Here is a 25,379-nt window from a genome sequence, read left to right on the forward strand (position 1 = left end):
GCGCGAGACGACGAACGCCAATGATGCTGTGCGGTGGTGCGGAGGCACGCCTACGCCCGGGAGCCGGAGTTATCTGCGGGGGAAGATGGCGGAGTGGGACATCGACATCTCGCACTTCGTCGACACGAGGGTGCGCCACACCAAAGAGAAGCTGCGCGAACTTGCCGCCAGTTCCGGGAGCGTGGCCGAGGTCGTGCGTCGCCTGGGCATCAATCCGGTGGGCGGCAATCACGCACATATCAGCCGCCGCATCACAGCGCTCGGGATCGACACATCACATTTCGTGCGCACACCGCCTCGTCGCCCCAAAGGGACGCTGGGGAGCCGCCTGACGCTCGGCTCCCCTTCGGAGGGCCGGGTCCCCGGCCAACGACTGCGTCGGGAACTCGTCCAAACGGGGATTGGCGATGAATGTGCCGTCTGCGGCAACGAAGGCGAGTGGCAAGGCGATCCTCTCCGGCTCGAAGTGGATCACATCAATGGCGACTGGTGGGACAACCGCCCGGAGAATCTCCGGATCCTGTGCCCCAACTGCCATGCCGCGACCGATACTTATCGCGGCCGCAAGCGCAGGAAGGCGCTATGAGCGGCAAGTACCCCCGTGATGTGCTCGCACGAACCGCCGCTGCCGCAACCAGCCTCGTCGACGTCCTGCGCCGCCTCGACGCGCCGCTGGGCACCAGGTCCTGCCGCTACGTGCGCGACCGGCTCCGGCACTACGCCATCGACACGTCCCACTTCGTCGAGGAGGCCTTACCGGATCGAGAGCACCACGCGTACCCGGAAGAGGTCCTTGCCGAAGCCGCCGCCCACTCCCACAGCATCCGGGAGATGTTCGAGTACATGGGCCTGCCACCAAGCGACAGCCCCTACGGCTACGTACGCAGGAAGCTCGATCGACTCGGGATTGATACGTCCCACTTCACCAGCGGGCGCCGATACGGGACTCCCTGCACGCCGCGTCACAAGCTGGCCGCCGCGGTAGGCGAGTCACAAAGCCTCGCCGGTGTGCTGAGTGCTCTGGGTCAAGTAGACAACGGCGGCGCTCGCGCCCGCCTGAAACGGGATATTGAGGCGTATGGCCTGTCAATCGACCACTTCACCGGCCAAGGCCATTCGGCCGGCACACGCTCCTCGCACCGCAAATCCGCCGCCAGCATCCTCGTCCGCCTGGAAGACGGGGCATACCGAACGCGTACGCCGTTCCTGAGACGAGCACTTGACGACGTCGGGGTTCCTCGGGAATGCGCGAGATGCGGAACTGGCGAGACATGGCGGGGAGGCCGGCTCGTCCTGGAGATCGATCACATCAGTGGCGACCGCTTGGACAACCGGCTCGAGAACCTTCGCTATCTCTGCCCTTCATGCCACAGCCAAACAGCTACTTTCTCCACTCGCACCCGCTCGGCCTCCCCGAAGCGGTAAGCTAGTCGGCGATATGCGCCCGCACGCCAACTGGTTTGAGCGGCGGCCTTTAGGTGGCCGTGTATGTCGGTTCGAATCCGACCGGGCGTACCCGACAGCGAGATGCCCGGCCCCTCCGAGGGGCCGGGCATCACTGCGTCACCCCACCAGTTCCCGCACCACCGGCACCAACGCCCGGAACGCCTTCCCCCGGTGGCTGATCGCGTTCTTCTCCGCCGGGGTCAGCTCCGCACACGTCCGGGTATCGCCCTCCGGCTGGAGGATCGGGTCGTAGCCGAAGCCGCCCGCACCGGCGGGGACGTGGCGCAGGGTGCCGAGCAGGCGGCCCTCGACCACGCGTTCCGTGCCGTCCGGGAGGGCGAGGGCGGCCGCGCAGGCGAAGTGGGCCCCGCGATGGGGGTCGGAGATGTCACCGAGCTGGGCCAGGAGCAGGTCCAGGTTGGCCTGGTCGTTGCCGTGGGTGCCGGCCCAGCGGGCCGAGAAGATGCCGGGGGCGCCGCCGAGGACGTCGACGCAGAGGCCGGAGTCGTCGGCGATGGCGGGGTGGCCGGTGGCCTGGGCGAGGGCGTGGGCCTTGAGGAGGGCGTTCTCGGCGAAGGTGACGCCGGTTTCCTTGACGTCGGGGATCTCCGGGTACGCGTCCGCGCCGACGAGCTCGTGGGTGAGGCCTGCGTCGGCGAGGATCGCGTGGAGTTCGGTGATCTTCCCGGCGTTGCGGGTGGCGAGGATGAGGCGGGTCATGGATCGATTATCGCCGCGCCGGGGTCAGGTCGTTACGGGGTGCAGACCTTGCCGATCTCGGTTGCGGCGTCGGTGACGGGGGTGATGTCAGGGGTGGCGTCGCCCTTGTCGATGGAGTCGCGGACGTTGGCGACGCCGGCCTGGAGGTCGTCGACGGCCTTGCTGAGGTCGGCGTCGTCGGTCTTGTCGCCCAGGCTGTTGAGTTCCTTCTGGATCTCGTCGAGTGACTCCGAGGCCTGGGTGGGGTCGCTGGAGGCGTTGGCGACGGCCTGCTGGAGGTTGTCGACGCTGGTGGCGATGGCATCGGCGGTGCGGACGCAGTCGAGGGTCTTGTCGAGGGCGCTGCAGCCGGCTGCGGCGGTGACGGTGAGCAGCGTGGCGGCGATGGCCAGTGCGGTGCGGCGGTGGCGTCGGTGGCGCGTGGCCATGGTGGGTCCCTCCCCTGGTGCGGACACGTGGACGGGCGCACGGTTCGACCCGTGCGCCCGTACTCGTATCGACGCTGTGCGGAGGGACTTGGTTGCTTCTTTACCTGCCGGCTCTACTCGCCGAGGGTGCGGGCGAGGGCGTCGTTCTGGAAGGCGGTGAGGTCGACGCAGCCGGCGGTGGCGAGGTCGAGGAGGGCGTTGAGCTCCTTGCGGTCGAAGGGCTCGGCCTCGGCGGTGCCCTGGACCTCGACGAAGCGGCCGTCGCCGGTGCAGACGACGTTCATGTCGGTCTCGGCGCGGACGTCCTCCTCGTAGCAGAGGTCGAGGAGGGGGGTGCCGTCGACGATGCCGACGCTGATGGCGGAGACGGTGCCGGTGAGCGGCTTGCGTCCGTGCTTGATGATCTTCTTGCCCTGGGCCCAGGTGATGGCGTCGGCGAGGGCGACGTAGGCGCCGGTGATGGCGGCGGTGCGGGTGCCGCCGTCGGCCTGGAGGACGTCGCAGTCGAGGACGACGGTGTTCTCGCCGAGGGCCTTGTAGTCGATGACGGCGCGCAGCGAGCGGCCGATGAGGCGGCTGATCTCGTGGGTGCGGCCGCCGATCTTGCCGCGTACGGATTCGCGGTCGCCGCGGGTGTTGGTGGAGCGGGGCAGCATGGAGTATTCGGCGGTGACCCAGCCTTCGCCGCTGCCCTTGCGCCAGCGCGGTACGCCTTCGGTGACGGAGGCGGTGCAGAAGACTTTGGTGTCGCCGAAGGAGATGAGTACGGATCCTTCGGCGTGCTTGCTCCATCCGCGTTCGATGGTGACGGGGCGGAGCTGGTCGGGGGTGCGGCCGTCGATACGAGACATGGCGTCGACTTTATCGGGTGCGGGGTGTGGGCCGTTCCGGTGCCGGCTGGCTTCGGGTGTGCCGCAGGCCCCGTCCTGGTGGGGCGGGGCCTGCGGGGTGTCGGGCCGGGGCCCGAGGGGTTCAGCGGTGGGTCACATCATGTCTTCGATGTCGGCGGCGATGGGGTCGGCGTCGGTGCCGATGACGACCTGGATCGCGGTGCCCATCTTGACGACGCCGTGGGCTCCGGCGGCCTTGAGCGCGGCTTCGTCGACCTTGCTCGGGTCGATGACCTCGGTGCGGAGGCGGGTGATGCAGCCTTCGACCTCTTCGATGTTCTCGATTCCGCCGAGCCCGGCGACGATCTTCTCAGCCTTGCTGGCCATGGCCTTCTCCCTGGTTCTTCACGTACTTGCGACGGCCCACCCTGGGTCCGTTTCGTCACGGTAACGCACGGTTGGCCCAACTTCGCGAGCGAGTAGCCGATCCATCACCAAAGATGACGATCACCGGCGCCCTGTCTTCCGGGCGGGCTCCGCACCGTACCGCAACTGGTCTACACCAGTCTGCAACACCCGCCAAACGTGGCCTGTTCCGGGAGGACGCCGATGAGCTCAAGCAGCGCAGCGATCCCACAGAAAAAGTGGTGGAACGGCCTCTTCCAGGGCCTGCAGAAGATGGGGCGCAGCCTTCAGCTCCCGATCGCCGTACTGCCGGCGGCAGGCATTCTGAACCGGCTCGGCCAGCCGGATGTGTTCGGCGACGACGGTCTCGGCTGGAACAACATCGCCAAGGTGTTCGCGGCGGCCGGTGGTGCGCTGCTGGACTCGGGGCTCGGGCTCCCGCTGTTGTTCTGCGTGGGTGTCGCGATCGGCATGGCGAAGAAGTCGGACGGTTCGACGGCACTGGCCGCCGTGACCGGCTTCCTCGTCTTCTACGCGGTGCTGCACGCCTTCCCGGTGGACTGCCCCAGCGGTTCCACGTTCACCTCGGGCGGTACGTGGTTCGGTACGTGTGTCACGGGTGACGCCCAGGTGACGGCGGCCGAGTACCAGAACCCGGGGGTGTTCGGCGGCATCGTGATGGGCCTGCTGTCGGCCTGGTTCTGGCAGCGGTATCACCGGGTGAAGCTGGTGGACTGGCTGGGCTTCTTCAACGGCCGGCGGCTGGTCCCGATCATCATGGCGTTCGTCGGCCTGCTCTTCGCGGCGTTGTGTGCGTGGCTGTGGCAGCCGATCGGTGACGGCCTGACGAGCTTCTCGAAGTGGCTGGTGGACCTGGACTGGGCGGGTTCGGGCATCTTCGGTGTGGCCAACCGTGCGTTGCTGGTGATCGGTCTGCACCAGTTCCTGAACACGTTCGTCTGGTTCCAGTTCGGTGATTACACGAAGCCGGACGGGACGATGGTGCACGGTGACATCAACCGGTTCCTGGCGGGTGACCCGACGGCCGGTCAGTTCACGACGGGCTTCTTCCCGATCATGATGTTCGCGCTGCCGGCGGCGGCGCTGGCGATCTACCACTGCGCGAAGCCGCACCGGCGCAAGGCGGTCGGCGGCATGATGGTCTCGGTCGGTCTGACGTCGTTCGTGACGGGAATCACGGAACCGATCGAGTACTCGTTCCTCTTCGTCGCACCCCTGCTGTACGCGATCCACGCGGTGCTCACGGGTGTGTCGATGGCGGTAACGTGGGCGCTCGGGGTGAAGGACGGCTTCAGCTTCTCGGCGGGTCTGATCGACTACGTCATCAACTGGAGTCTGGCGACGAAACCCTGGCTGATCATCCCGATCGGGCTGGCGTTCGCCGTCGTGTATTACGTGATCTTCCGGTTCGCGATCACCAGGTTCAACCTCCAGACGCCGGGCCGTGAGCCCGACGAGGTGGAGGAGGAGATCGAGAAGAACCTCACGAAGTAACCCCTCCGACCAGGGCTTATATCCTGGACGACGAAGGCCCTCGGACTTCCGGTCCGAGGGCCTTCGGCATGTCACTGTGCGTGCGCGAAGGCCACTGCGAAGTAGTCGGAAATTGCAGGTTCCTTATCTAACCCTCACCGTGCTACAACTGGTCTACACCACTCAGTGGTCCAGACCACGCGCCGCGCAGCGGCGCGTTTCTCGAGTCGTCGCCCACCCCCAGAACACCCTGTCCTTGGCGGCGCCTTGCCTACTGGAGGAAGTTGATGAGTACGGCCACCGCCACGGCGGCCCCCGCGAAGAAGCGGGGCTCCGGCCTGTTCCAGGGCCTGCAGAAGGTGGGACGCAGCCTCCAGCTGCCGATCGCCGTGCTGCCAGCCGCGGGCATTCTGCTCCGTCTCGGCCAGCCCGACGTCTTCGGTGACGACGGTCTCGGCTGGCACAAGGTCGCGTCCGTGTTCGCCACGGCGGGCAGCGCGGTCTTCGACAACCTGCCGATGCTGTTCTGCATCGGTGTCGCGATCGGGTTCGCCAAGAAGTCGGACGGCTCGACCGCGCTGGCCGCCCTGGTCGGCTTCCTCGTCTACAGCAATGTGCTCAAGGCCTTCCCGGTCGCCGAAGCGGTGGTCCAGAAGGGCGCGGACACTCCGGCGGTGTACAACAACCCCGGCGTCCTCGGCGGCATCCTGATGGGTCTCGTCACGGCGATCCTGTGGCAGAAGTTCCACCGCACCAAGCTGGTCGACTGGCTGGGCTTCTTCAACGGCCGCCGCCTCGTCCCGATCATCATGGCCTTCGTCGGCGTGCTCTTCGGTGTGTTCTTCGGCCTGGTCTGGGAGCCCATCGGTGAGGGCATATCCAACTTCGGCGAGTGGATGACGGGTCTCGGTTCCGTCGGTGCCGGTCTGTTCGGCCTGATCAACCGTGCGCTGATCCCCGTCGGCATGCACCAGTTCGTCAACACCGTTTCGTGGTTCCAGCTGGGTGACTTCACCGACGCCACGGGCGCGGTCGTGCACGGCGACCTGAACCGCTTCTTCGCCGGTGACCCGACCTCGGGCCAGTTCATGTCGGGCTTCTTCCCGATCATGATGTTCGGCCTCCCGGCCGCCGCCATCGCCATCGCCCACGCCGCTCGCCCCGAGCGCCGCAAGGCCGTGATGGGCATGATGGTCTCTCTGGCGCTGACCTCGTTCGTCACCGGTGTGACCGAGCCGATCGAGTTCTCGTTCATGTTCATCGCGCCGGTCCTCTACGCGATCCACGCGGTTCTGACCGCCCTGTCGATGGCCATCACCTGGGCACTGGGCGTGCACGCCGGATTCACCTTCTCCGCGGGCTTCATCGACTACGCGCTGAACTGGAACCTGGCGACCAAGCCGTGGCTGATCATCCCGATCGGTCTGGTCTTCGGAGTGGTCTACTACGTGCTCTTCCGCTTCGCGATCACCAAGTTCAACCTCACCACCCCGGGCCGCGAGCCCGAGGAAGAGGTCGAGGACCTGACCAAGTAGGCCGGGGTCCGTCCCACGACAGCTCGAAGCCCTCACCTTCCCGGCGGAAGGTGAGGGCTTCGTCGTGCGTGGGGCGCGGGGCGCGCTGCCTCGTGCGTGCTGCGTGGACTAGATCTCGTAGACCGCGCCCGGGACCGCCAGCTCCGTCGGCCCGTCGAAGGCCTCGCGGGCGTCGGAGAGGTTGCGGTCGGCGTCGGTCCACGGCGGGATGTGGGTGAGCACCAGGCGGCCCACCTGCGCCCGGGCCGCGAGTTCGCCCGCTTCGCGGCCGTTGAGGTGGAGGTCCGGGATGTCCTCCTTGCCGTGCACGAACGACGCCTCGCAGAGGAAGAGGTCGGTGCCCTCCGCGAGCTCGTCCAGGGCCTCGCAGGTGCCGGTGTCGCCCGAGTACGTGAGCGAGCTGCCGCCGTGCTCGATGCGGATGCCGAACGTCTCGACGGGGTGGCAGAGCTTCTCGGTACGGACCGAGAAGGGGCCGATGTCGAAGGAGCCCGGCTTCAGCGTGTGGAAGTCGAAGACCTCGCTCATCGCGTGGTCGGACGGGGTGTCGGCGTGCGCGGTGGTGAGCCGCTGCTCCGTGCCGTCGGGGCCGTAGACCGGGATGCGGGCCGGGCGTCCGCCGTCGGGCGGGTAGTACCGGACGACGAAGTACGCGCACATGTCGATGCAGTGGTCGGCATGGAGGTGGCTGAGGAAGATGGCGTCGAGGTCGTACAGACCGACGTGGCGCTGCAGCTCGCCGAGGGCTCCGTTGCCCATGTCGAGGAGCAGCCTGAAGCCGTCGGCCTCTACGAGGTAGCTCGAGCATGCCGATCCCGCGGACGGGAACGAGCCGGAGCAGCCGACGACGGTGAGCTTCATGGAGCGTGAACCTCCGAGACGTGGGAACGGGGAGGGTTCGTGCGGTTCGTTGAGCGGTTTGTTGAGCGTAAGGCGCGAAACAGGTGGTCGCTCCTTCGGAGTGTGCCGTTGTGGGGGAACTCACCTGTGCTGTCACCGGTTCGATGGAAGCGGGGCGCCCTTCGGGGCGCGGGTGGGGGGTGTGCGCCTGCGGCGGGCCTGTTCCCCTGCCCGCCCCTTCCCGTACCGGGGGCTCCGCCCCCGGGCCCCCGCTCCTCAATCGCCGGAGGGGCTTGATTCGGCCCCTCGCCGAGCGCAGGCCATCGGCGGGAAACTCAGCCCCGCCGGCGCTTGAGGCGCGGGGGTGTGGGGGCGGAGCCCCCGCTAAACGGCGGACGCCGGGGGCCCGGACCTGTGTGGTCCTGGCCCCCGGCGTCCGGGGTGCGTACTGCGCGGGCGGTTACGCCCAGAGCTGGCCCTGCAGCGTTTCGATGGCCGCTTCCGTCGTGGGGGCGGTGTAGACGCCCGTGGACAGGTACTTCCAGCCGCCGTCGGCGACGACGAAGACGATGTCGGCGCTCTCGCCCGCCTTGACCGCCTTGTTGCCGACACCGATCGCGGCGTGGAGTGCCGCGCCGGTGGAGACGCCCGCGAAGATGCCCTCCTGCTGGAGGAGTTCGCGGGTGCGGGTGACGGCGTCGGCGGAGCCGACGGAGAAGCGGGTGGTGAGGACCGAGGCGTCGTAGAGCTCGGGGACGAAGCCCTCGTCGAGGTTGCGCAGGCCGTAGACGAGGTCGTCGTAGCGCGGTTCGGCGGCGACGATCTTGATGCCGTCGACGTGTTCGCGCAGGTAGCGGCCGACGCCCATGAGGGTGCCGGTGGTGCCGAGGCCGGCCACGAAGTGGGTGATGGAGGGGAGGTCGGTGAGGATCTCGGGGCCGGTGGTGGCGTAGTGGGCGCCGGCGTTGTCGGGGTTGCCGTACTGGTAGAGCATCACCCAGTCCGGGTGCTCCGCCGACAGTTCCTTGGCGACGCGTACGGCGGTGTTGGAGCCGCCCGCCGCCGGGGAGGAGATGATCTCGGCGCCCCACATGGCGAGGAGGTCGCGCCGCTCCTGGGAGGTGTTCTCCGGCATCACGCAGACGATGCGGTAGCCCTTGAGCTTGGCCGCCATGGCCAGCGAGATGCCGGTGTTGCCGCTGGTGGGTTCGAGGATGGTGCAGCCGGGAGTGAGCCGGCCGTCCTTCTCGGCCTGCTCGACCATGTGGAGCGCGGGGCGGTCCTTGATCGAGCCGGTGGGGTTGCGGTCCTCCAGCTTGGCCCAGATGCGGACGTCGTCCGCCGGTGACAGCCGCGGCAGGCGGACGAGCGGGGTGTTGCCCACTGCGGCGAGCGGGCTGTCATAGCGCATCAGTTCATGCCGCCGGCGACGGCCGGGAGGATGGTGATGTTGTCGCCGTCGCTGAGCTTGGTGGAGATGCCGTCCAGGAAGCGGACGTCCTCGTCGTTCAGGTAGACGTTCACGAAGCGGCGGAGCTGCTCACCGTCGACGATGCGCTCCCGGATGCCGGTGTGGCGGGTCTCCAGGTCCGTGAAGAGGTCGGCGAGGGTGTCCCCGTTGCCTTCGACGGCCTTGGCGCCGTCGGTGTAGGTGCGGAGGATGGTCGGGATGCGGACCTCGATGGCCATGGCGTGGGCTCCTGTCGAAGCTGAGTGGTGGCGGTGGGCGTGGGGCGCGCGGCTCTGCCCCCGCGCAGGGGTCGGTGCGTGAAGAGCGGCGTCCGGTGGGGCGGCGCGCCGGGCCTCGGCCCGGCTCAGGCCTCGCGGCCGGCGGTCCGGTGGTTCGTACAGATCGCGCTGGCGAGCCGGCACAGGTCGACGTGCAGGCGCGCCACGAGCAGCGTGCCCGGCGTCTTGTCGCTCACGTCATGGGGAACCATGCGCTCATCGTATCGATTCCCGGTCCGGGATCCGGAATGTGATCTCACCTGCTGGATGGTTGGCGTTCGACAGGTGGACAGGGCCGGGCGGGCGGCCCTGTCCGGGCGCGGCGGGCGGGTGCCGGTGTCGAGGTCAGGAGGCGGCGTACGCCTCGACGACCTCGACGTCCTCCTCGGTGATCTCGCCGTCCACGATGCGGTACGAGCGGAACTGGAAGGGCCCGGCCTCGTCGGCGTCGGCGGTCGAGACGAGGACGTAGTGGGCGCCGGGCTCGTTGGCGTACGTGACGTCGGTGCGGGAGGGGTAGGCCTCGGTCGCGGTGTGCGAGTGATAGACGATCACGGGTTCCTCGTCGCGGTCGTCCATGTCGCGGTAGAGCTTGAGGAGGTCGGCCGAGTCGAATTCGTAGAACGTGGGCGAGCGGGCCGCGTTGAGCATGGGGATGAAGCGTTCGGGGCGGCCGGTTCCGGCGGGCCCGGCGACCACGCCGCACGCCTCGTCGGGGTGGTCGGCGCGGGAGTGCGCGACGATCTGGTCGTACAGCGCCTGGGTGATGGTCAGCATGGCGCCCAGGATAGGACGACGGGCCCTCGCGTACCGAGGAGTGGTACGCGGGGGCCCGCATCGTGGACGCGACCTCTGCGAGGCCTGGGGTTCAGCGGCCGGCGAAGGCCTTGTTCTCGGGGTTGCGGGCCTTGAGGACCAGATAGGAGACGCCCAGGATCAGGGCCCAGAGCGGGGCGCAGTAGAGCGAGATCCTGGTGTCCTTGTCGATGCCCATCATGACGATGACGACGCCGATGAAGGCGAGGGCGAAGACGCTGGTGTACGGGGCTCCGGGGGCCCGGAAGGTGGACTGCGGGAGGACGCCCCGGTCGGCGAGGCGGCGGTAGCGGATCTGGCTGATCAGGATCATGATCCAGGCCCACATGCCGGAGATGGTGGCGAAGGAGACGACGTAGGTGAAGGCGTCACCGGGCCACTGGTAGTTGATCCAGACGCCGACGAGCATGAGGGCGGCGGAGAAGGTGGTGCCGACCAGCGGGGTGCCGCTCCTGGTCAGTTTGGTGAAGAACTTCGGGCCCTGTCCGTTGAGCGCGAGGTCGCGCAGCATGCGGCCGGTGGAGTACATCCCGGAGTTGCAGGAGGAGAGCGCGGCGGTCAGGACGACGAAGTTGACGATGCCCGCGCCGACGCCGAGGCCCATCTTCTCGAAGGCCTCGACGAACGGGGAGACGCCCGGCGAGAACTCGGTCCAGGGGACGACCGAGAGGATCATGATGAGGGCGCCGACGTAGAAGACGGCGATGCGCCACGGCACGGTGTTGATGGCCTTGGGCAGGACGGTCTTGGGGTCCTTGGACTCGCCTGCGGTGACGCCGACGAGTTCGACGGCGAGGAAGGCGAACATCACGATCTGCAGCGTCATCAGGGTGCCCTTGATGCCGTGCGGGAAGAATCCGCCGTCGGACCAGAGGTGGGTGACGGACGCGGTGTCGCCGGCGTCGGAGAAGCCGAGGGTGAGGATTCCGGCGCAGATGAGGATCATGCCGACGATGGCGGTGACCTTGACCATCGAGAACCAGAATTCGAGTTCACCGAACAGCTTTACGGAGATCAGGTTCACGCCGTACAGGATGATCGTGAAGATCAGCGCGGACACCCATTGGGGAATGTCGAACCAGAACGTCATGTACTGGGCTGCCGCGGTGACTTCGGTGATTCCGGTGACGACCCAGAACAGCCAGTAGGTCCAGCCGGTGACGAATCCTGCGAAGGGGCCGATGAATTCGCGGGCGTACTCCGAGAAGGAGCCCGAGACCGGGCGGTACATGAGGAGTTCGCCCAGGGCCCGCATGATGAAGAAGATCACCAGGCCTGCGATGGCGTACGCCAGGATGAGGCTGGGTCCGGCCTTGGCGATGGCTTTGCCCGCGCCGAGGAAGAGGCCGGTGCCGATGGCCCCGCCGATCGCGATCATCTGGATCTGGCGGGCGCCGAGTGCCCGCTGATAGCCCTCGGCGGACGTGGTGGCATCCGCGGCTGCGCCGTGCGGGCCCTGTCCCTTGTCGTCGACCTGCGCCGATGTCATGTGCTGCGCCTTTCTCCACGCTGATCCGAGCCTTGCGGCTGCGGATCAGGTCCTGATCCCCCCGGATATGGATGGAGTGCTGCCGGTGGTTGCCGGACTCGTCGCGCCTACCCGGGAACAGGGGTGGCGTCCCCGAGTGGTCGTGAAGATTTATCACGGGCACATCGGTGATCCACCGGACATTATGTGGCGCACACCACAGGAAAAAGCGGACAACGGTGTTCAGGCGCTGCAAAAAAGACCGATCAGGTGACGCGATCGTTATTCGGATTTGAGCGTCCGTTGAGCGAACGCCCGGTCACCGGTCGCTTACGGCATCAGCGTTTCGACGAGCGTTTCCTGGAGCGCGCCCAGCCAGAGATAGGCCATGACCATGGGCTTGCGCGGATCGCTGTCCGGCAGCCGGTAGAGGGAGCCGTCCTCGCCGCCGTCCTCGTCGGAGACCTCAAGGCGGGTGCCGATGGTGAGGCGGAGGTCGTTGAGGGAGCCCAGCCAGCTGCGGCACTCGTCGGCGGTGAGGCCGAGTACGGCGGCGCCGTCCCCGGCGGGTGTGAGCGCGTCGAGGGTGCGGACGACGACGAGTGCGTCCTCGCGCTTGCGGGTGCGCAGGTCGTTCTCGGTGAAGCGGCGGAACTCGGCGGAAGCGGCGCGCAGTTCGGTGTCGTCGTCGCCGTAGGCCTCCGGGAAGAGGCGGGCGAGGGCCGGGTCGGAGGGCGGTTCGCTGGGGCCCTCGGCGAAGAGGGCGGCGAGCGGGTCCTCGCCCTCGGCGGGTTCGTCGCCGGGTCCGATGAGTTCGAGCAGCTGGACGGCGAGGGAGCGCAGGATCGCGATCTCCACCTCGTCGAGCGCGACGGCCGCGCCGCCGCCGGGGGTGGCCTCGAAGTGGCCGGCCATGGGTTGACTCCGATGGTGTTCGGGCGGGCGGGGCGGGGGAATCAGGGGGTCAGTTGCGGTCCTGGGTGAGGGTGGCCCACAGTCCGTAGCCGTGCATGGCCTGGACGTCGCGCTCCATCTCTTCGCGGCTGCCGCTGGAGACGACGGCGCGGCCCTTCTGGTGGACGTCCAGCATCAGCTTGTGGGCCTTGTCCTTGGAGTAGCCGAAGTAGGCCTGGAAGACATAGGTCACGTAGCTCATGAGGTTGACCGGGTCGTTGTGGACCAGCGTCACCCAGGGGACGTCGGGCTCGGGGACGACGAGGTTCTCCTCGGCCGATTCGGGACGTTCGATCTCTACGGGGGCGACGCTCACCTACCCCATGCTGCCACTCGGGAGGGTCCATCGCACACACGGGGCCGGTGGCGCGGCGGGCCCGACACAGGCCCGGCACCCCCCATCTCGTCACTTTGACGAAATAGGGGTAGCATCCCCGGCATGAACTCAGCGGACCTTGGGCGACGGGTCGGTGTGCCGTCGACCGCACTCTTCACCGACCAGTACGAGCTCACGATGGTGCAGGCCGCGTTGAAGGCCGGCACCGCCGACCGGCGCTCGGTCTTCGAGGCGTTCACCCGCCGGCTGCCCGAGGGGCGGCGCTACGGCGTCGTCGCAGGCATCGGGCGGGTCCTGGACGCGGTGGAGAACTTCCACTTCGACGACGAGATGCTCGCCTTCCTGCGTGACCAGAACGTGGTCGACGGGCCGACCCTCGACTACCTGGCCGATTACCGCTTCAGCGGCGACATCTGGGGCTACCCGGAGGGCGAGGTGTACTTCCCGGGCTCGCCCGTCCTGCGGGTCGAGGGCTCCTTCGCCGAGTGCGTGCTGCTGGAGACGGTGATCCTGTCGATCCTCAACCACGACTCGGCGATCGCCGCGGCGGCCTCGCGGATGTCGGCGGCGGCGGGCGGGCGCGGGCTGATCGAGATGGGTGCCCGGCGCACGCACGAGCTGTCGGCGGTGGCCTCGGCCCGTGCCGCGTACATCGGCGGCTTCGACACCACGTCCGACCTGGCCGCGGGCTTCCGCTACAACATCCCGACCGTCGGCACGAGCGCCCACGCGTTCACCCTGCTGCACGACTCCGAGCGCGACGCGTTCCGGGCGCAGGTCGACTCGCTGGGCCGGGACACGACGCTGCTGGTCGACACGTACGACGTCACCGCGGCGGTCCGTACGGCGGTCGAGGTGGCCGGGCCGGAACTGGGAGCGGTCCGCATCGACTCGGGCGACCTGCTGCTCGTCGCGCACCGGGTGCGCCAGCAGCTGGACGAGCTGGGCGCCACGGGCACGAAGATCGTGGTGACGTCGGACCTGGACGAGTACGCCATCGCCTCGCTGGCCGCGGCGCCGGTGGACGCGTACGGGGTGGGCACGCAGCTGGTGACCGGCAGCGGGCACCCCACGTGCTCGATGGTCTACAAGCTGGTCGCCCGCGCCTCCTCGGCGGACCCGGCGGACGAGCTGCGGCCGGTGGCGAAGAAGTCGATGGGCGCGAAGTCCTCGAAGGGCGGTCGCAAGTGGGCGGCCCGCCGGCTGGACGAGGACGGGGTGGCCGACGCCGAGGTGATCGGCACGGGCCCGGTCCCTGCCGAGCTGGCCGGCCGGCAGCTGCTGGTGGAGCTGGTCAGGGGCGGCGAGGTCGTGGCGCGCGAGCCGCTGGATGCGGCCCGGGAGCGGCATATCGCCGCGCGGGCGGGGCTGCCGATGTCGGCGATGCAGTTGTCGCGGGGGGAGCCGGTGCTGCCCACGGAGTACGTGTGAGGGGGCGGCGCGACGCGATGCGAGGCCGGGGGCGCCCGGCGGTCGCTTTGTCCTCAATCTCCGGACGGGCTTGATTTTCCCGGACGGGCTTGAATTGCGCGGGCGCCCCCTCCCTAACGCAGGCCCGATTCCCTAGGCTCGGCACCACCCAGTAACCGCCCCTTGCTCCCCTCCCCCACCGAAGGACACCCGTCATGCACCGCGCCTTGATCGTCGTGGACGTCCAGAACGACTTCTGCGAAGGCGGGAGCCTCGCGGTCGCCGGGGGCGCCGATGTCGCCGCCGCCATCACCGATCTGATCGGTGAGGCCCAGCCGGGATACCGGCACGTGGTGGCCACCCGTGACCACCACGTCGACCCGGGTGACCACTTCTCCGCGGCACCGGACTTCGAGCACTCCTGGCCGGAGCACTGCGTCGCCGGTACGGAGGGCGTGGGCTTCCACCCCAATTTCGCGCCCGCGGTCGCCTCCGGGGCGATCGACACCGTCTTCGACAAGGGTGCGTACGCCGCCGCGTACAGCGGCTTCGAGGGCCAGGACGAGAACGGGACGGGGCTGGCCGCATGGCTGCGTGAGCGCGGGGTCACGGAGGTCGACGTGGTCGGTATCGCGACCGACCACTGCGTCCGGGCCACCGCGCTCGACGCCGTCCGTGAGGGCTTCGCCACGCACGTACTGCTGGATCTGACCGCGGGCGTCGCCGAGGCGACGACGGACCGGGCGCTGGCCGAGCTGCGGGATGCCGGTGTGGTGCTCTCCGGCAAGCCGGCGGTCGGCTGAGGGCAGGGTATGCCGTCACGCTGCGTCGCACGGCAGCGTGACGACAGGCTCAGCTCTGCCGGGCCGGGAGGGCGGGCCTCAGGAGGGCGCGTATCGGGTGCCAGAGCTCCTGGGCCCGCTCGGGTCTCGCGCGCCACAGGAGGCCGTCGGGGTGGTGCAGGACGGCGGTGATCTCGTCCGGCGTGGGCGGCTCCGCGTTGCCGCGGAGGTAGACCGCGCGCAGGCCCAGATTGCGCAGCCTGGTCAGGGCCCGGGCCCGGTTCGCCGCGTGTACCAGGACGCGTACCGGAGTGTCCGGTCCCACGCCCTCCGCCGGGCTCGGCAGGGTGATCGCGACGACCACACTGCCGTTCGGCAATTTGCTGAATCCTCCGCCTGCCATGCTCCGCGCTCCCCCGTGAGACGTCGTGTGTCAATAAGAATCCGAACAAGAGGCACCTAAACACGATCGGCCGCCGCCCGCTAGAGGGCGACGGCCGATCATGCTTTGACCTGCGGTTTTACCGAACTACTTGTGCGACGGACCCACCTTGACGGTCATCGTCGAGCCGCTGAGCGGCTCGCTGACGATCGAGATCCGGGTGTTCGTGTCAGTAACCTGCACGCTTCCGGTCTTGTTCTCCTTGTACCAGTAGGTGCCCTTGTGGTCGTCGAAGACCGGAACGCCGAGCTGCGGCTTGATCTTCGTGGCCACGTCACCGTTGTGCAGCGTGAAGCCGTCGGTGGGGTACCAGCTGAACGGAGCGTCGAAGGGCTGGATCTTGTTGCGGATGACCGTGCCGTCCGACCACTTCAGCGGCTTGGCGTGCGCGTCGATCGGCAGGATCAGGCCCTGACCCGGGTGGGCCGAGACGTTGTTGTCCTTCTGGGAGGTGTCCCACAGCCAGATGAGCAGGCCGTTCTGGTACGGGTAGTGCTCGACCCAGTCCGGACGGCTGTTGGAGAACCCGAAGTTGTACGGGCCGACCTTCAGGGTCCGGTCGTACGAGACGTACTGGCGGTTCTCCGCGAGGTAGTACTGCTCGTAGTCCTTGGTGAAGGACGCACCCACGCGCGAGAAGCCCTTGGCGGTCCAGCCGTTGTCGTCGCCCTCGGCGTTGTCCGTGAAGAGCACGGCGCCGTCGGCGTTGACCGTGATGGTGTCGGCCGCGAAGCCGATGCCACCCGCGCCACCGTCGGTGGCGTAGCGGAACCGGACGTCGATCTTCTTGCCGGCGTAGGCGTCCAGCGAGTACGAGAGCTTCTGGTACTTGCCGGAGACGTCGGTCAGGGACGGCTTGTCACTGGCGTCGCGCGGGATGGCCACGCCGTCGGCGGTGCCGTCGATCGCGGTCCAGCTGGTGCCACCGTTGTCCGACACCTCGGTGTAGAGGTAGTCGTAGTCCTTCTCGATGTCCCACCAGCCCGCGAGGTCCAGGGACGCCTTGGACTTGCCGGTCAGGTCGACCGGACGGGACAGGGTGTTGCTGAGGTTGTCACCCATGTCGCTCCACCACTGCTTGGCGCCCTCGGCGGGCGTCGTGACGGCGGTGGTGACGGCCTTGGCGGGCAGCTCGACGACGAGCGCCTGCTTGTTCTCGGTGTTGTACTCGGAGACGCCCAGCTTGTGGGTGGACTTCGTCGCGGCCTTGGCCTTGTCGTAGTTCAGCCAGCCCAGCTGGAACTTGTCCCAGGCGGTCATGTCGCCGGGCAGGTCACCGATGCTGTTCTTACCGGTGCCGAGCCAGGAACCGGCCGACATCAGCGACCAGAAACCGACCGAGTTCTCGGCGGTGTTGGTCGTGTCGTACAGGTCCGGCAGACCGAGGTCGTGGCCGTACTCGTGGGCGAAGACGCCCAGGCCGCCGTTCTCGGGCTGTGCGGTGTAGTCGCCGACCCAGATGCCGGTGTCACCGATCTGAGTGCCGCCGGCCTTGTTGTCGGCCGGGCCGGTCGCGCCCGCGTTGGTGCCGTAGGCGTACCAGCGGTGCGCCCAGATGGCGTTGGTGCCCTCGGCACCGCCGCCCGCGGACTCGTCCTCACCGGCGTGCACGATCTGGAAGTGATCGATGTAGCCGTCGGGCTCGTTGAAGTTGCCGTCACCGTCGAAGTCGTAACGGTCCCACTGGTCGTACTCAGCGAGATCGGCCTTGATCTGCTCGGGCGTACGGCCCTTGGCCTTCTGGTCGGCGGCCCAGGCGTTGGTGCCGTCCTTGATCATGTCCCAGGCGTTGGCGCAGTTGGTCGAACCGCAGTAGTTCGAGCCGTAGCGTGCCTCGTTGTACGGGACCTTGACCCAGTCGGAGACCTCGCCGTCGACCGAGTAGCGCCCGGAGGACGTCTTCTCGTAGTACGTCTTGAGCGAGTCCTTGCCGGCACCCGTACCGAAGTACAGGTCCTGGAAGTGGGCCTGGTTGTAGTCGGCCTGCCAGGCGGTGCTGTTGTCCTTCTCGGGGTCCGGCTGGGCTATCTTGTTGTGCGCCGGTCCGGGCTTGCCGCCGTACTTCGGCACGGCGGGCTTGGGGCCCGCGCCGTCCGGGTCGAACATGGTCGTGTTGTCGACCTGGTCGCCGAACTCCACCAGGATGGTGAAGATCTTGTCGGTCTTCTGCCGCTGCAACTCGACGTACTTGTTGTCGTCGAGCTTGACGACCTTCGAGCCGTTGCGCGACAGCGTCTTCTTGTCGCCGGATATGACCTGTTCGAGGGCGGCCTGACGCTGGGCGTCCTGCTGCTTGCTGAACGGGCCTTCCAGGTTGTGCGCGTCACCCTTGGCCGACCCCGGGTCCCGGCGGTCGACACTGGCGGCGGCGCTGCTTGACGCCTGGTCATCTGCCTGAGCGGTGGCGAAGGCGGATGCGGTGGCGGCAGTTGCGGCCATGGCCACGACAACCGCTCCGGTGCGAAGCGCCCGTCTTTTAATGATCACGTGATGCAGTCCTCCCCGACGCCCGCGACTGCGACCTTGGAGGTGTGAAGGGGCCGCGCGCGGAAACGCGTCACAAGTGACGACATTCGACCGGAGTTACGGAAGAAAAGACAGACCTTGACTTGAACAGGCCAAGTGCACTATGCAGGAGTTCATTTCCGCTATCCGGACGATCGCTCCGCGCCGGACCGGCGCGCCAAAGGCCCCCGGGGGCTTGCGACATGACTCCGTGCGCCCCCCGTGCACCGGTACCGTGGGTTAGGTGACGCTTACTACCCGTTCCGCTCGGGCATTCACCGTCGTAGAGTCACTTGACAGCGAAACCGTGTCGAGAGACTGCCCATCCGACGTCCCGAGGACGGATACCGCCATGCCGCGTCCCACTGCTGCACAGCTCTCCTACGGTTCGGTGACCGTCGTCTTCTCGACCCTCGCCATGCTGCTGCTGTCCCGTACCGAAACGGGCATCGGCATCGCCGTCATCGGCACGGCCGCGCTCGCGCTCGGTCTGCTGGTGGCCGTCACCGTTCCGCTTCCGGCGCGCAGGAACACAGCGAAAGCGGCGAGGACAGGGGCCGCGGTGTCCGTACACCGTGACACCGTCCCCGCCGCTGCCGAACCCGAGGGTCGCACCCTCGACCCCGTACAGAGCAGGATCCCGGCCGCACGCGCCGCATCGGAGCGGGTGGGCGAGCACTCGCTGAGGCGCTGACGGCCGAAACGGCCGGAAGGGTGCCGACACCCTCCCGGCCGTCCGTCAGTTGGTGACCACCACCACGGTCTTGGCCGCCTTGTCCTGGAGCCCCTGCTTGTACGGCTTGTCGGTGAACATCAGCACGATGTTGATCAGCCACCACAGGCACGGGCAGCACAGCAGCGCCGGGACCCACAGCACGACGGCCCGCATGAAGGCGCTGCCGGTGTCCGGCACCCTGCCGTCGTTGAGCATCGCGACCCGCAGCTTCAGCAGCCGCTTGCCCAGGGTGCGGCCGTCCTTGTGCGTGAAGTACGTGTCGTACCCGACGTAGATCACCAGGGCGATCAGCGACCAGAGCAGCTGATGCCCGCTGTAGGTCTGGGCGAAGACATCGCCGACGTCGTCGTCGTTGTTGCTGTCCGACATCACCGCGCCGCCCCAGGGCAGCGAGATCAGATACAGCGGGATCGAGATGATCAGGAAGTCGATCAGCCGGGCCAGGATGCGCTTGCCGGGTTCGGCGAGCGGCGGCATGCCCGCCAGAGGATCCGTTCCGCCGTACTGACCGCCGCCGTAAGGACCCGGATCGTACGGGGGCGGGGGCGGCGGCGCGCTGCCGTAGGGCGAGCCCGAGGACGGCGGCGGCTGGGACCCGGGCGGCTTCTTGGAGAACGGGTCGTCCTCGGGCGGCTGACCGGACGTCGGCTGATCGTTGCTCATGCGGGCAGTGCACCCCGCCCCACGGGCGCCCGCAACGGCTCAGGTGCGTTCGGGGGAACGGAATCCGTCCGACGGCCCTCACCCGAAGGGCCGTCAGCCGTGCGGGTCGCTCCCGCCGCCCCGGAAACGCGACCGGGGACGCGGACCGCTGCTCAGCCCGCGACGAAGGTGCGGGCCGCCTTGTCGTGCCAGCACTGGCGCCACGGCCGGTCGACCAGGCACCAGAGCACGTTGACCACGCCGATCACCAGAAGACCCAGCACCCCGTAGACCAGCCAGCGGCGCAGGGCGGCACCGAAGCCGGGCGCGTCGTGGGACTCGATGTCGCGTACGTCGAGACCGCAGAGCTTCTTGCCGAGCGTACGGCCCCACTTCGCGGTCGGCAGCGCCTCCAGGAGGATGCCCAGCACCAGGAAGACGCCGAGGACCGCGCCGGCCAGGGAGGCCGTGGTGGAGTCCACCAGCCAGACCGTGACCGTCTCGCCCGACAGCTTGGCCGCGTCGATCTTCTCGTTGACGTGGTCCGCGGCGCGGGACACGAGCGGTACGGCGACGGCGCCGACGAGGGCGCCGAGCACCACCGTGTCGATGAGCCGGGCGGCGAACCGCTTGCCGAGCGCCGCCGGTCGGGCCGCTGTCCGGGCCGCGGCGAGCTGCTGGAAGTGGTCGTCCACCGGGGGCTTCCAGGGCACGACGGGCTGATCGGGCCGCGGCGCCTGCTGGGACTGCTGCGGGAACGCGGGCCGTTGCTGCTGTGCGGGCGCCTGCGGCTGCGGCCGGGGGGCTGGTTCGGGCCTGGCCAGTTGGTGGACCTGCTGCGCCCAGGAGGTGGAGCCGCCGCCGGGGCCTGGCGTGAGCGGGCTGTTGAGCTCCGCGGGGGCCGGGGCGGACTGGGCGGGCCGCGGGGTGGGCGCGGGGGGCTGTACGGCGGGTGTGGAGGGCTGAGGGACGGGCTGCGGGGCGGCGGGTGCGGTGCCGGGGCCGACCGCCCGGATCGTCATCGTGCCGTCGGCGGGAGGCTGCTGTGCGTCGCGCGGGCCGGGCGTCCTGCCACCGGATCCCAGGGCGCGCATCGTGACGGTGCCGTCGGAGGGCGGTTCCGGCGTGTCGCCGCTCGTGGCGGGGCGACCCGGGCGGCCGACCCGGATGGCGACCGTGTGCTCGGGGGCCTGGCCGCCGCCGTCGCGCATGCCGGGCAGCGCGCCGCCGGTGGGGTCCGCGGGCGCGGGGCTGCGGGGGTCGGCGGGGGCCCGGTCCGCGGGAGCGGCCTCGGGGGAACCGGCCGCGGGCGTCCGCGGATCGGCTTCGGCCGTGCCTTCCTGCGGTTCGGGCTGTCCGCCCCAGGAGACCCGTCGGTCGCGCTCGCCGCCGAAGCCGGTCTGCCGGGAGGCGTCGGCCTGCCAGGCGGTGGCGGGTTCGGGGCGGTTCCCCTCGTACGGTTCCTCGTCGAAGAAGACCGGGCCGGTCTCGTCCACCGCGGCGGGTCCGGGGGCGGGGGTGTGCGGCGCGGCCTCCTCCCCGGCGGGTGCGGCGGGCATGGGTTCGCCCTGCTGAGGGGCGGGCCGGCTGGTGCCGGGCACCCAGGAGGCGCCGTTCCAGTACCGGACGTATCCGGGAATGGACGGGTCGGGGTAGTACCCCTCGCGGGGTCGGTCGTCACCGGGTGCCGGGGTTGGGGCGCTCATCACCGTGGTCCCGTATCTCTTCGAGGCCTGGGACCGGCCGGCGATGGGGGAACGACCGGTCCTCATACAAGGGTCCACATCTATCAGACAGTCGCCTGTCACCGGGCCGGTCCCGGTGTTTGGACCACTTTCCGGTCTCTCCGAAATATTTTTCCCGAAGTCGCGTAATGAATGGCGGGGAGGGCGCTCTCTCCCTGTGCGGGCGGTCGTGCGACCGGCCCACAGGCATCGAAAGGACGCACCTCATGAACACCGTCGTGGAACGAGAGCTGGAGCTCAAGCTCGTCCTGTCGCCCGAGCGCAGCATCCCCGTGCCCGCCCGGCTGACGTATCGCACCGAGGACCCCTACGCCGTGCACATCACCTTCCACATCGGCTCCGACGCCCCCGTGCACTGGACCTTCGCCCGCGATCTGCTGGTCGAGGGGGTGTTCCGGCCGTGCGGGCACGGGGACGTGCGGATCTGGCCCACCAAGGTCGAGGGGCGCAGCGTCATCTGCGTGGCGCTGACCTCGCCGGACGGCAACGCCCTGCTGGAGGTGCCGTCCGCCGCGGTGGCCACCTGGGTGGAGCGGACGCTGTACGCCGTCGCGCCGGGTACGGAGTCCGAGCGGCTCGGCATCGACGAGGCGCTGGCCGAGCTGCTCGCGCCGCTGCCGGCCGACGACCTGTGGATGAGCGACCCGTGGCCGTCGGACGAGTCGCAGGACGGGGAGAGTTGAGAGGGCAGGGGGGTCGGCCGGGGCGTCAGAAGACCTTGCCCGGGTTGAGGAGGCCCAGGGGGTCGAAGGCCTGCTTGATGCCTCGGTGCAGTTCCACGCTCACCTCGCCGAGTTCCCGGGCGAGCCACTCCTTCTTGAGGACGCCCACGCCGTGTTCGCCGGTGATCGTGCCGCCGAGTTCGAGGCCGAGGGCCATGATCTCGTCGAAGGACTCGCGGGCCCGCCGGGACTCGTCGGCGTCGGTGTGGTCGAAGCAGACGACGGGGTGGGTGTTGCCGTCGCCGGCGTGCGCGCAGACGCCGATGGTGAGGTCGTACTTCTCGGCGACGGCGGCCGTGCCTTCGAGCATGGCGCCGAGCTGTGAGCGGGGTACGCACACGTCGTCGATCATGGTCGCCGACTTGACGGTCTCCAGCGCGGTGAGCGACATGCGCCGGGCCTGGAGCAGCATTTCGGACTCGGCGGCGTTCTCGGCGGGGACGACCTCGGTGGCTCCGGCGGCGGTGCACAGCTCGGCGACGGCGGCGAGGTCGGCGGAGGGGTCCGGGGTGTCGAAGGCGGCGAGCAGGAGGGCCTCGGTGGACTCGGGGAGGCCCATGTTCGCCATCTTGTTGACCGCCTGGACTGTTGTACGGTCCATCAGTTCGAGGAGTGACGGGGTGTGGCCGCGTTCCATGATGCGGCAGACGGCGTCGCAGGCGCTCGCCGCGCTGGGGAACTCGGCGGCCAGGACGAGCTGCTGGGGCGGTTGCGGTTTGAGCGCGAGCACGGCCTTGACGACGATGCCGAGGCTGCCCTCGGAGCCGACGAAGAGCCGGGTGAGGTCGTATCCGGCGACGCCCTTGGCGGTGCGGCGGCCAGTGGTGAGCAGGCGTCCGTCGGCGAGGACGATGTCGAGGCCCAGGACGTATTCGGCGGTGACCCCGTACTTCACGCAGCACAGGCCGCCGGAGGCGGTGCCGATGTTGCCGCCGATGGTGCACATCTCCCAGCTGGAGGGGTCCGGCGGGTAGTACAGCCCGTGCTCGTTGACCGCGCGGGACAGGACGGCGTTGATGACGCCCGGCTCCACCACGGCGATGCGGTCGACGGGGCTGATCTCCAGGATCCGGTCCATCTTCACCAGGGAGAGCACGATGCAGCCGTCCGAGGCGTTGGCCGCGCCGGACAGGCCCGTGCGGGCGCCCTGGGGGACGACCGGGACGCGCAGCGCGGTGGCCGTGCGCATGATGTGCTGGACCTGCTCGACGGTACGGGGCAGCGTGACGACGGCGGGTGTGCCCGCTTCGCAGAAGCTCGCCATGTCGTTGGCGTAGGAGGCGGTGATGTCCGGATCGGTGATCAGTGCCTCGGCCGGCAGACCCGCACGCAGTAGTTCGAGAAGATCGTCCATGATCCAAGACTGGCACCCGGGCCCATTGGTGTGAACCCGTATGCGGCAGCGTTCGCAAGGCACGGTGTGATCTTCGTACTGACGCAGAGTGATCGACATGGACGTCACGCCACAGCAGACCCCGACGGCCCACGGGCCGGACCACGACCTCGACTCTCCCGCCACCGCGCCCTACGCTCCCCCGCCGGACCCCGTGTCCCTGGCCGAGCCGCCGCCCGCCTCCTTGCGCACGACGCTGCGCAGGGCCGCGTTCGGTGTGGTGGCGGGGGCGGTGCTGGTGACGGGTGCGGTGGTCGCGGTGCCCGACGACGACGATGGCGCGGCGCCGCTGCCGGGCCCGGTGTCGCGGGCGATGAGCGCGACGGCCGCGGGCTCCCCCGCCTCGCTCTCCGATCTGACGGCGCTCATCGGGGACCGGCAGAAGTGGGTCGGCACGCATCCCTCGGACGCGCGGTCGTGGGCGGTGCTCGGTTCGGCGTACGTGGAGTGGGGGCGGCGGGCCTCGGACGCGGCGTACTACACCCGGGCCGAGCAGGCGCTGAAGCGGTCCCTGAACGTGCAGCCGGGTGAGCGGGGCAACGAGGCGGCCTGGGTGGGCCTCGCCTCGCTCGCCAACGCCCGGCACGACTACACCTCGGCGAAGAAGTGGGGCGAGACCGTACGGGCTCGGCAGCCCAAGCAGTGGGCCGTGTACCCGGAGCTGATCGACGCGTACAACGGCCTCGGCGACTACAAGTCGGCGACGAAGGCGGTGGAGAAGTACGCGACGCTGCGGTCCGGTGTCCCGTCGCTGGGTCTGACGGCGGAGATGTACCGGGACCGGGGCTGGCGCGAGGACGCGCTGGCCACCGCCCAGGACGCCGCGAACCGGGCGAGGACTCCGGCGGAGAAGGCGGCCTGTCTGTCCCGGCTGGGCGAGCTGGCGTGGGAGCGGGGTGAGCCGGAGGAGGCGGTGGCCCAGTACGGGGCCGCGCTGCGCACCGATCCCGCCCATCACGCGTCCCTCGCCGGCCGGGCGCGGGCACTGGCGGCCCTGGGCCGCACGGACGAGGCGCAGCGCGACTACCAGGCCGCTCTGAAGAAGTCGCCGCGTCCGGCCTATCTGCTGGAGCTGGGCGAGCTGTACGAGTCGCTCGGTCTGGACGGCGACTCGGTCAACCAGTACACGAAGCTGCGGGCGGCCCTGGCCGGCAGCAAGGCGCGGGGCGTGGACGAATCGCTGCTCCTGGGCCGTTTCGAGGCCGCCCACGGGGACGCGGCCGCGGCGGTGGAGCTGCTGCGGGCGGAGTGGGACCGCGGCCACCACAGCGCGGCGGTGGCCGATGCGCTGGGCTGGGCGCTGCACCGCTCGGGCGATCCGGACGCGGCGCTGGAGTACGCGGAGCAGGCGGTCGACTCCGGCGGTCAGAACGCGTCGTACGCGTATCACCTGGGCATGGTCCAGCGGGCGTTGCGGGACTTCGGTCCGGCCCGCCGCCATCTGGAGGAGGCGCTGCGCACCAACCCGCAGTTCTCGCCGCTGGACGCGCCCCTGGCGCAGGAGGCGCTGGACACGCTGGGACTGCCCCCGGCGGGAGGTCCGCAGGACATGCAGCCGACCGCGCCGCCTGCGCCCGAGCCGTCGCGGGAGCCGTCACCGGCCACGGATCCGGAGCCCGCTCCGGTGGCGCCCGAGGCGCCGGCCGGGGAGGCCGCGCAGGCTCCGGGCGAGGCGCCGGCCCCGGCGGCCGGTCCGCCGGGGAAGAAGGCCGGGCCGGCGGAGTCGAAGGCCGCTGCCGCGCGGACCCCGGCGAAGCCGTCGGCCCCGCAGTCACCGGCGGGTCGCTGACGCCCCGTACCGCACGACAGGAGGGGGCGGGCCGGATATCCGGCCCGCCCCCTTTTCGCTGAGGGAACCGTGTCCGCCCACAGCGGCCCGACGCGCAGGGCCGGGCCCCTTCGCCGCACATGGCGGACCACCGTCGCAGCTTTTATCTGATCCTTACATTATCATGTATCGTGCGCGCGTTCGAACTTCTTGCAGACTCAAGGAAGAACCAC

The 25,379-nt window shown here is 69.3% G+C and carries 26 protein-coding genes and 1 tRNA gene; 10 read left to right on the forward strand and 17 right to left on the reverse strand.

The annotated features are described in order from the left end of the window. The first annotated feature begins 85 nt into the window (after nucleotides 1-85). The 3 genes from OG446_RS13205 (at nucleotide 86) to OG446_RS13215 (ending at nucleotide 1,515) form a co-directional block, all read left to right on the forward strand. Complete coding sequence (locus tag OG446_RS13205; protein ID WP_443050102.1) at nucleotides 86-586, forward strand: HNH endonuclease signature motif containing protein; 501 nt, start codon at nucleotides 86-88, stop codon at nucleotides 584-586. After that, complete coding sequence (locus tag OG446_RS13210; RefSeq protein ID WP_328894225.1) at nucleotides 583-1,425, forward strand: HNH endonuclease signature motif containing protein; 843 nt, start codon at nucleotides 583-585, stop codon at nucleotides 1,423-1,425. The genes OG446_RS13205 and OG446_RS13210 overlap by 4 nt, the downstream gene beginning before the upstream one ends. A gap of 15 nt (nucleotides 1,426-1,440) precedes the next feature. Beyond that, nucleotides 1,441-1,515: transfer RNA gene (locus OG446_RS13215), tRNA-Leu, on the forward strand. A 48-nt stretch (nucleotides 1,516-1,563) separates the two neighbouring features. Here the strand turns inward: OG446_RS13215 and rdgB are convergent. The 4 genes from rdgB to OG446_RS13235 all read right to left on the reverse strand — a co-directional run bounded on the left by rdgB (nucleotide 1,564) and on the right by OG446_RS13235 (nucleotide 3,811). Then, nucleotides 1,564-2,166: an RdgB/HAM1 family non-canonical purine NTP pyrophosphatase gene (gene rdgB / locus OG446_RS13220; RefSeq protein WP_328894226.1), complete on the reverse strand. Its 603-nt coding sequence runs from the start codon at nucleotides 2,164-2,166 to the stop codon at nucleotides 1,564-1,566. A gap of 32 nt (nucleotides 2,167-2,198) precedes the next feature. Further along, complete coding sequence (locus OG446_RS13225; RefSeq protein ID WP_328894227.1) at nucleotides 2,199-2,594, reverse strand: hypothetical protein; 396 nt, start codon at nucleotides 2,592-2,594, stop codon at nucleotides 2,199-2,201. Nucleotides 2,595-2,707: 113 nt separating this feature from the next. Next, entirely contained in the window at nucleotides 2,708-3,445 is a 738-nt protein-coding gene (rph, locus tag OG446_RS13230; protein WP_328894228.1) for a ribonuclease PH, read from the reverse strand. Nucleotides 3,446-3,577: 132 nt separating this feature from the next. Further along, complete coding sequence (locus tag OG446_RS13235; RefSeq protein ID WP_018517946.1) at nucleotides 3,578-3,811, reverse strand: glucose PTS transporter subunit EIIB; 234 nt, start codon at nucleotides 3,809-3,811, stop codon at nucleotides 3,578-3,580. 222 nt (nucleotides 3,812-4,033) lie between these two features. On the opposite strand from OG446_RS13235, the gene OG446_RS13240 reads away from it, so the two are divergent. Further along, a complete protein-coding gene (locus OG446_RS13240) occupies nucleotides 4,034-5,344 on the forward strand; it encodes a PTS transporter subunit EIIC (RefSeq protein ID WP_328894229.1) in 1,311 nt (436 codons plus the stop codon). A 266-nt stretch (nucleotides 5,345-5,610) separates the two neighbouring features. Then, on the forward strand, nucleotides 5,611-6,858 hold the full coding sequence (locus OG446_RS13245; RefSeq protein ID WP_328894230.1) for a PTS transporter subunit EIIC: 1,248 nt from the start codon (nucleotides 5,611-5,613) through the stop codon (nucleotides 6,856-6,858). Between the two features lie 108 nt (nucleotides 6,859-6,966). On the opposite strand, the gene OG446_RS13250 is transcribed toward OG446_RS13245, so the two are convergent. The 8 genes from OG446_RS13250 to clpS all read right to left on the reverse strand — a co-directional run bounded on the left by OG446_RS13250 (nucleotide 6,967) and on the right by clpS (nucleotide 12,980). Then, complete coding sequence (locus OG446_RS13250) at nucleotides 6,967-7,719, reverse strand: MBL fold metallo-hydrolase (protein ID WP_328894231.1); 753 nt, start codon at nucleotides 7,717-7,719, stop codon at nucleotides 6,967-6,969. A gap of 439 nt (nucleotides 7,720-8,158) precedes the next feature. Then, on the reverse strand, nucleotides 8,159-9,109 hold the full coding sequence (locus tag OG446_RS13255) for a PLP-dependent cysteine synthase family protein (protein WP_328894232.1): 951 nt from the start codon (nucleotides 9,107-9,109) through the stop codon (nucleotides 8,159-8,161). Beyond that, nucleotides 9,109-9,387: a MoaD/ThiS family protein gene (locus tag OG446_RS13260; protein WP_326661759.1), complete on the reverse strand. Its 279-nt coding sequence runs from the start codon at nucleotides 9,385-9,387 to the stop codon at nucleotides 9,109-9,111. The genes OG446_RS13255 and OG446_RS13260 overlap by 1 nt, the downstream gene beginning before the upstream one ends. A gap of 125 nt (nucleotides 9,388-9,512) precedes the next feature. Next, entirely contained in the window at nucleotides 9,513-9,638 is a 126-nt protein-coding gene (locus OG446_RS13265) for a putative leader peptide (RefSeq protein WP_261991849.1), read from the reverse strand. Nucleotides 9,639-9,771: 133 nt separating this feature from the next. Next, entirely contained in the window at nucleotides 9,772-10,203 is a 432-nt protein-coding gene (locus OG446_RS13270; protein ID WP_327171405.1) for a M67 family metallopeptidase, read from the reverse strand. 91 nt (nucleotides 10,204-10,294) lie between these two features. Continuing rightward, a complete protein-coding gene (locus OG446_RS13275; protein ID WP_328894233.1) occupies nucleotides 10,295-11,731 on the reverse strand; it encodes an amino acid permease in 1,437 nt (478 codons plus the stop codon). Between the two features lie 309 nt (nucleotides 11,732-12,040). After that, complete coding sequence (locus OG446_RS13280) at nucleotides 12,041-12,625, reverse strand: DUF2017 domain-containing protein (protein WP_328894234.1); 585 nt, start codon at nucleotides 12,623-12,625, stop codon at nucleotides 12,041-12,043. Between the two features lie 49 nt (nucleotides 12,626-12,674). Next, entirely contained in the window at nucleotides 12,675-12,980 is a 306-nt protein-coding gene (gene clpS / locus OG446_RS13285) for an ATP-dependent Clp protease adapter ClpS (protein WP_018555894.1), read from the reverse strand. Nucleotides 12,981-13,103: 123 nt separating this feature from the next. Between clpS and OG446_RS13290 the strand changes: the two genes are divergently transcribed. Then, nucleotides 13,104-14,432, forward strand: a complete 1,329-nt coding sequence (locus OG446_RS13290; protein ID WP_328894235.1) for a nicotinate phosphoribosyltransferase — start codon at nucleotides 13,104-13,106, stop codon at nucleotides 14,430-14,432. Between the two features lie 194 nt (nucleotides 14,433-14,626). Continuing rightward, complete coding sequence (locus OG446_RS13295; protein WP_328894236.1) at nucleotides 14,627-15,214, forward strand: isochorismatase family protein; 588 nt, start codon at nucleotides 14,627-14,629, stop codon at nucleotides 15,212-15,214. A gap of 49 nt (nucleotides 15,215-15,263) precedes the next feature. On the opposite strand, the gene OG446_RS13300 is transcribed toward OG446_RS13295, so the two are convergent. Then, nucleotides 15,264-15,596: a hypothetical protein gene (locus tag OG446_RS13300; RefSeq protein ID WP_187285161.1), complete on the reverse strand. Its 333-nt coding sequence runs from the start codon at nucleotides 15,594-15,596 to the stop codon at nucleotides 15,264-15,266. A 126-nt stretch (nucleotides 15,597-15,722) separates the two neighbouring features. After that, on the reverse strand, nucleotides 15,723-18,122 hold the full coding sequence (locus OG446_RS13305) for an immune inhibitor A domain-containing protein (RefSeq protein ID WP_328894237.1): 2,400 nt from the start codon (nucleotides 18,120-18,122) through the stop codon (nucleotides 15,723-15,725). Nucleotides 18,123-18,492: 370 nt separating this feature from the next. Between OG446_RS13305 and OG446_RS13310 the strand changes: the two genes are divergently transcribed. Further along, on the forward strand, nucleotides 18,493-18,834 hold the full coding sequence (locus tag OG446_RS13310) for a hypothetical protein (RefSeq protein ID WP_328894238.1): 342 nt from the start codon (nucleotides 18,493-18,495) through the stop codon (nucleotides 18,832-18,834). A gap of 45 nt (nucleotides 18,835-18,879) precedes the next feature. Here OG446_RS13310 and OG446_RS13315 read toward each other — a convergent pair whose 3' ends face one another. Both OG446_RS13315 and OG446_RS13320 read right to left on the reverse strand, forming a co-directional pair. Next, on the reverse strand, nucleotides 18,880-19,539 hold the full coding sequence (locus tag OG446_RS13315; RefSeq protein WP_328894239.1) for an RDD family protein: 660 nt from the start codon (nucleotides 19,537-19,539) through the stop codon (nucleotides 18,880-18,882). A 152-nt stretch (nucleotides 19,540-19,691) separates the two neighbouring features. Then, nucleotides 19,692-21,224, reverse strand: a complete 1,533-nt coding sequence (locus tag OG446_RS13320; protein WP_328894240.1) for an RDD family protein — start codon at nucleotides 21,222-21,224, stop codon at nucleotides 19,692-19,694. Nucleotides 21,225-21,469: 245 nt separating this feature from the next. Here OG446_RS13320 and OG446_RS13325 point away from each other — a divergent pair, with 245 nt between their 5' ends. Further along, nucleotides 21,470-21,946, forward strand: coding sequence for an SsgA family sporulation/cell division regulator (locus OG446_RS13325; RefSeq protein ID WP_328894241.1), 477 nt, complete (start codon nucleotides 21,470-21,472; stop codon nucleotides 21,944-21,946). Nucleotides 21,947-21,971: 25 nt separating this feature from the next. Here the strand turns inward: OG446_RS13325 and OG446_RS13330 are convergent, their stop codons facing one another. Continuing rightward, entirely contained in the window at nucleotides 21,972-23,339 is a 1,368-nt protein-coding gene (locus OG446_RS13330; protein ID WP_328894242.1) for an FAD-binding oxidoreductase, read from the reverse strand. 97 nt (nucleotides 23,340-23,436) lie between these two features. Between OG446_RS13330 and OG446_RS13335 the strand changes: the two genes are divergently transcribed. Beyond that, entirely contained in the window at nucleotides 23,437-25,167 is a 1,731-nt protein-coding gene (locus OG446_RS13335; RefSeq protein ID WP_328894243.1) for a tetratricopeptide repeat protein, read from the forward strand. Nucleotides 25,168-25,379: the final 212 nt, after the last annotated feature.

The organism is Streptomyces sp. NBC_00236 (genome assembly GCF_036195045.1).
Classification (GTDB): domain Bacteria; phylum Actinomycetota; class Actinomycetes; order Streptomycetales; family Streptomycetaceae; genus Streptomyces.

Excerpts from the sequence above, each read along its gene's own strand:
- OG446_RS13260 (WP_326661759.1), bottom strand. The coding sequence starts at position 9,387 with ATGGCCATCGAGGTCCGCATCCCGACCATCCTCCGCACCTACACCGAC.
- OG446_RS13255 (WP_328894232.1), bottom strand. The coding sequence starts at position 9,109 with ATGCGCTATGACAGCCCGCTCGCCGCAGTGGGCAACACCCCGCTCGTC.
- OG446_RS13225 (WP_328894227.1), bottom strand. The coding sequence starts at position 2,594 with ATGGCCACGCGCCACCGACGCCACCGCCGCACCGCACTGGCCATCGCC.
- OG446_RS13295 (WP_328894236.1), top strand. The coding sequence starts at position 14,627 with ATGCACCGCGCCTTGATCGTCGTGGACGTCCAGAACGACTTCTGCGAA.
- OG446_RS13315 (WP_328894239.1), bottom strand. The coding sequence starts at position 19,539 with ATGAGCAACGATCAGCCGACGTCCGGTCAGCCGCCCGAGGACGACCCG.
- OG446_RS13205 (WP_443050102.1), top strand. The coding sequence starts at position 86 with ATGGCGGAGTGGGACATCGACATCTCGCACTTCGTCGACACGAGGGTG.
- OG446_RS13335 (WP_328894243.1), top strand. The coding sequence starts at position 23,437 with ATGGACGTCACGCCACAGCAGACCCCGACGGCCCACGGGCCGGACCAC.
- OG446_RS13235 (WP_018517946.1), bottom strand. The coding sequence starts at position 3,811 with ATGGCCAGCAAGGCTGAGAAGATCGTCGCCGGGCTCGGCGGAATCGAG.
- OG446_RS13310 (WP_328894238.1), top strand. The coding sequence starts at position 18,493 with ATGCCGCGTCCCACTGCTGCACAGCTCTCCTACGGTTCGGTGACCGTC.
- OG446_RS13245 (WP_328894230.1), top strand. The coding sequence starts at position 5,611 with ATGAGTACGGCCACCGCCACGGCGGCCCCCGCGAAGAAGCGGGGCTCC.
- OG446_RS13320 (WP_328894240.1), bottom strand. The coding sequence starts at position 21,224 with ATGAGCGCCCCAACCCCGGCACCCGGTGACGACCGACCCCGCGAGGGG.
- OG446_RS13270 (WP_327171405.1), bottom strand. The coding sequence starts at position 10,203 with ATGCTGACCATCACCCAGGCGCTGTACGACCAGATCGTCGCGCACTCC.
- OG446_RS13330 (WP_328894242.1), bottom strand. The coding sequence starts at position 23,339 with ATGGACGATCTTCTCGAACTACTGCGTGCGGGTCTGCCGGCCGAGGCA.
- OG446_RS13290 (WP_328894235.1), top strand. The coding sequence starts at position 13,104 with ATGAACTCAGCGGACCTTGGGCGACGGGTCGGTGTGCCGTCGACCGCA.
- OG446_RS13240 (WP_328894229.1), top strand. The coding sequence starts at position 4,034 with ATGAGCTCAAGCAGCGCAGCGATCCCACAGAAAAAGTGGTGGAACGGC.
- OG446_RS13265 (WP_261991849.1), bottom strand. The coding sequence starts at position 9,638 with ATGGTTCCCCATGACGTGAGCGACAAGACGCCGGGCACGCTGCTCGTG.
- OG446_RS13275 (WP_328894233.1), bottom strand. The coding sequence starts at position 11,731 with ATGACATCGGCGCAGGTCGACGACAAGGGACAGGGCCCGCACGGCGCA.
- OG446_RS13210 (WP_328894225.1), top strand. The coding sequence starts at position 583 with ATGAGCGGCAAGTACCCCCGTGATGTGCTCGCACGAACCGCCGCTGCC.
- OG446_RS13325 (WP_328894241.1), top strand. The coding sequence starts at position 21,470 with ATGAACACCGTCGTGGAACGAGAGCTGGAGCTCAAGCTCGTCCTGTCG.
- OG446_RS13300 (WP_187285161.1), bottom strand. The coding sequence starts at position 15,596 with ATGGCAGGCGGAGGATTCAGCAAATTGCCGAACGGCAGTGTGGTCGTC.
- OG446_RS13250 (WP_328894231.1), bottom strand. The coding sequence starts at position 7,719 with ATGAAGCTCACCGTCGTCGGCTGCTCCGGCTCGTTCCCGTCCGCGGGA.
- rdgB (WP_328894226.1), bottom strand. The coding sequence starts at position 2,166 with ATGACCCGCCTCATCCTCGCCACCCGCAACGCCGGGAAGATCACCGAA.
- OG446_RS13280 (WP_328894234.1), bottom strand. The coding sequence starts at position 12,625 with ATGGCCGGCCACTTCGAGGCCACCCCCGGCGGCGGCGCGGCCGTCGCG.
- rph (WP_328894228.1), bottom strand. The coding sequence starts at position 3,445 with ATGTCTCGTATCGACGGCCGCACCCCCGACCAGCTCCGCCCCGTCACC.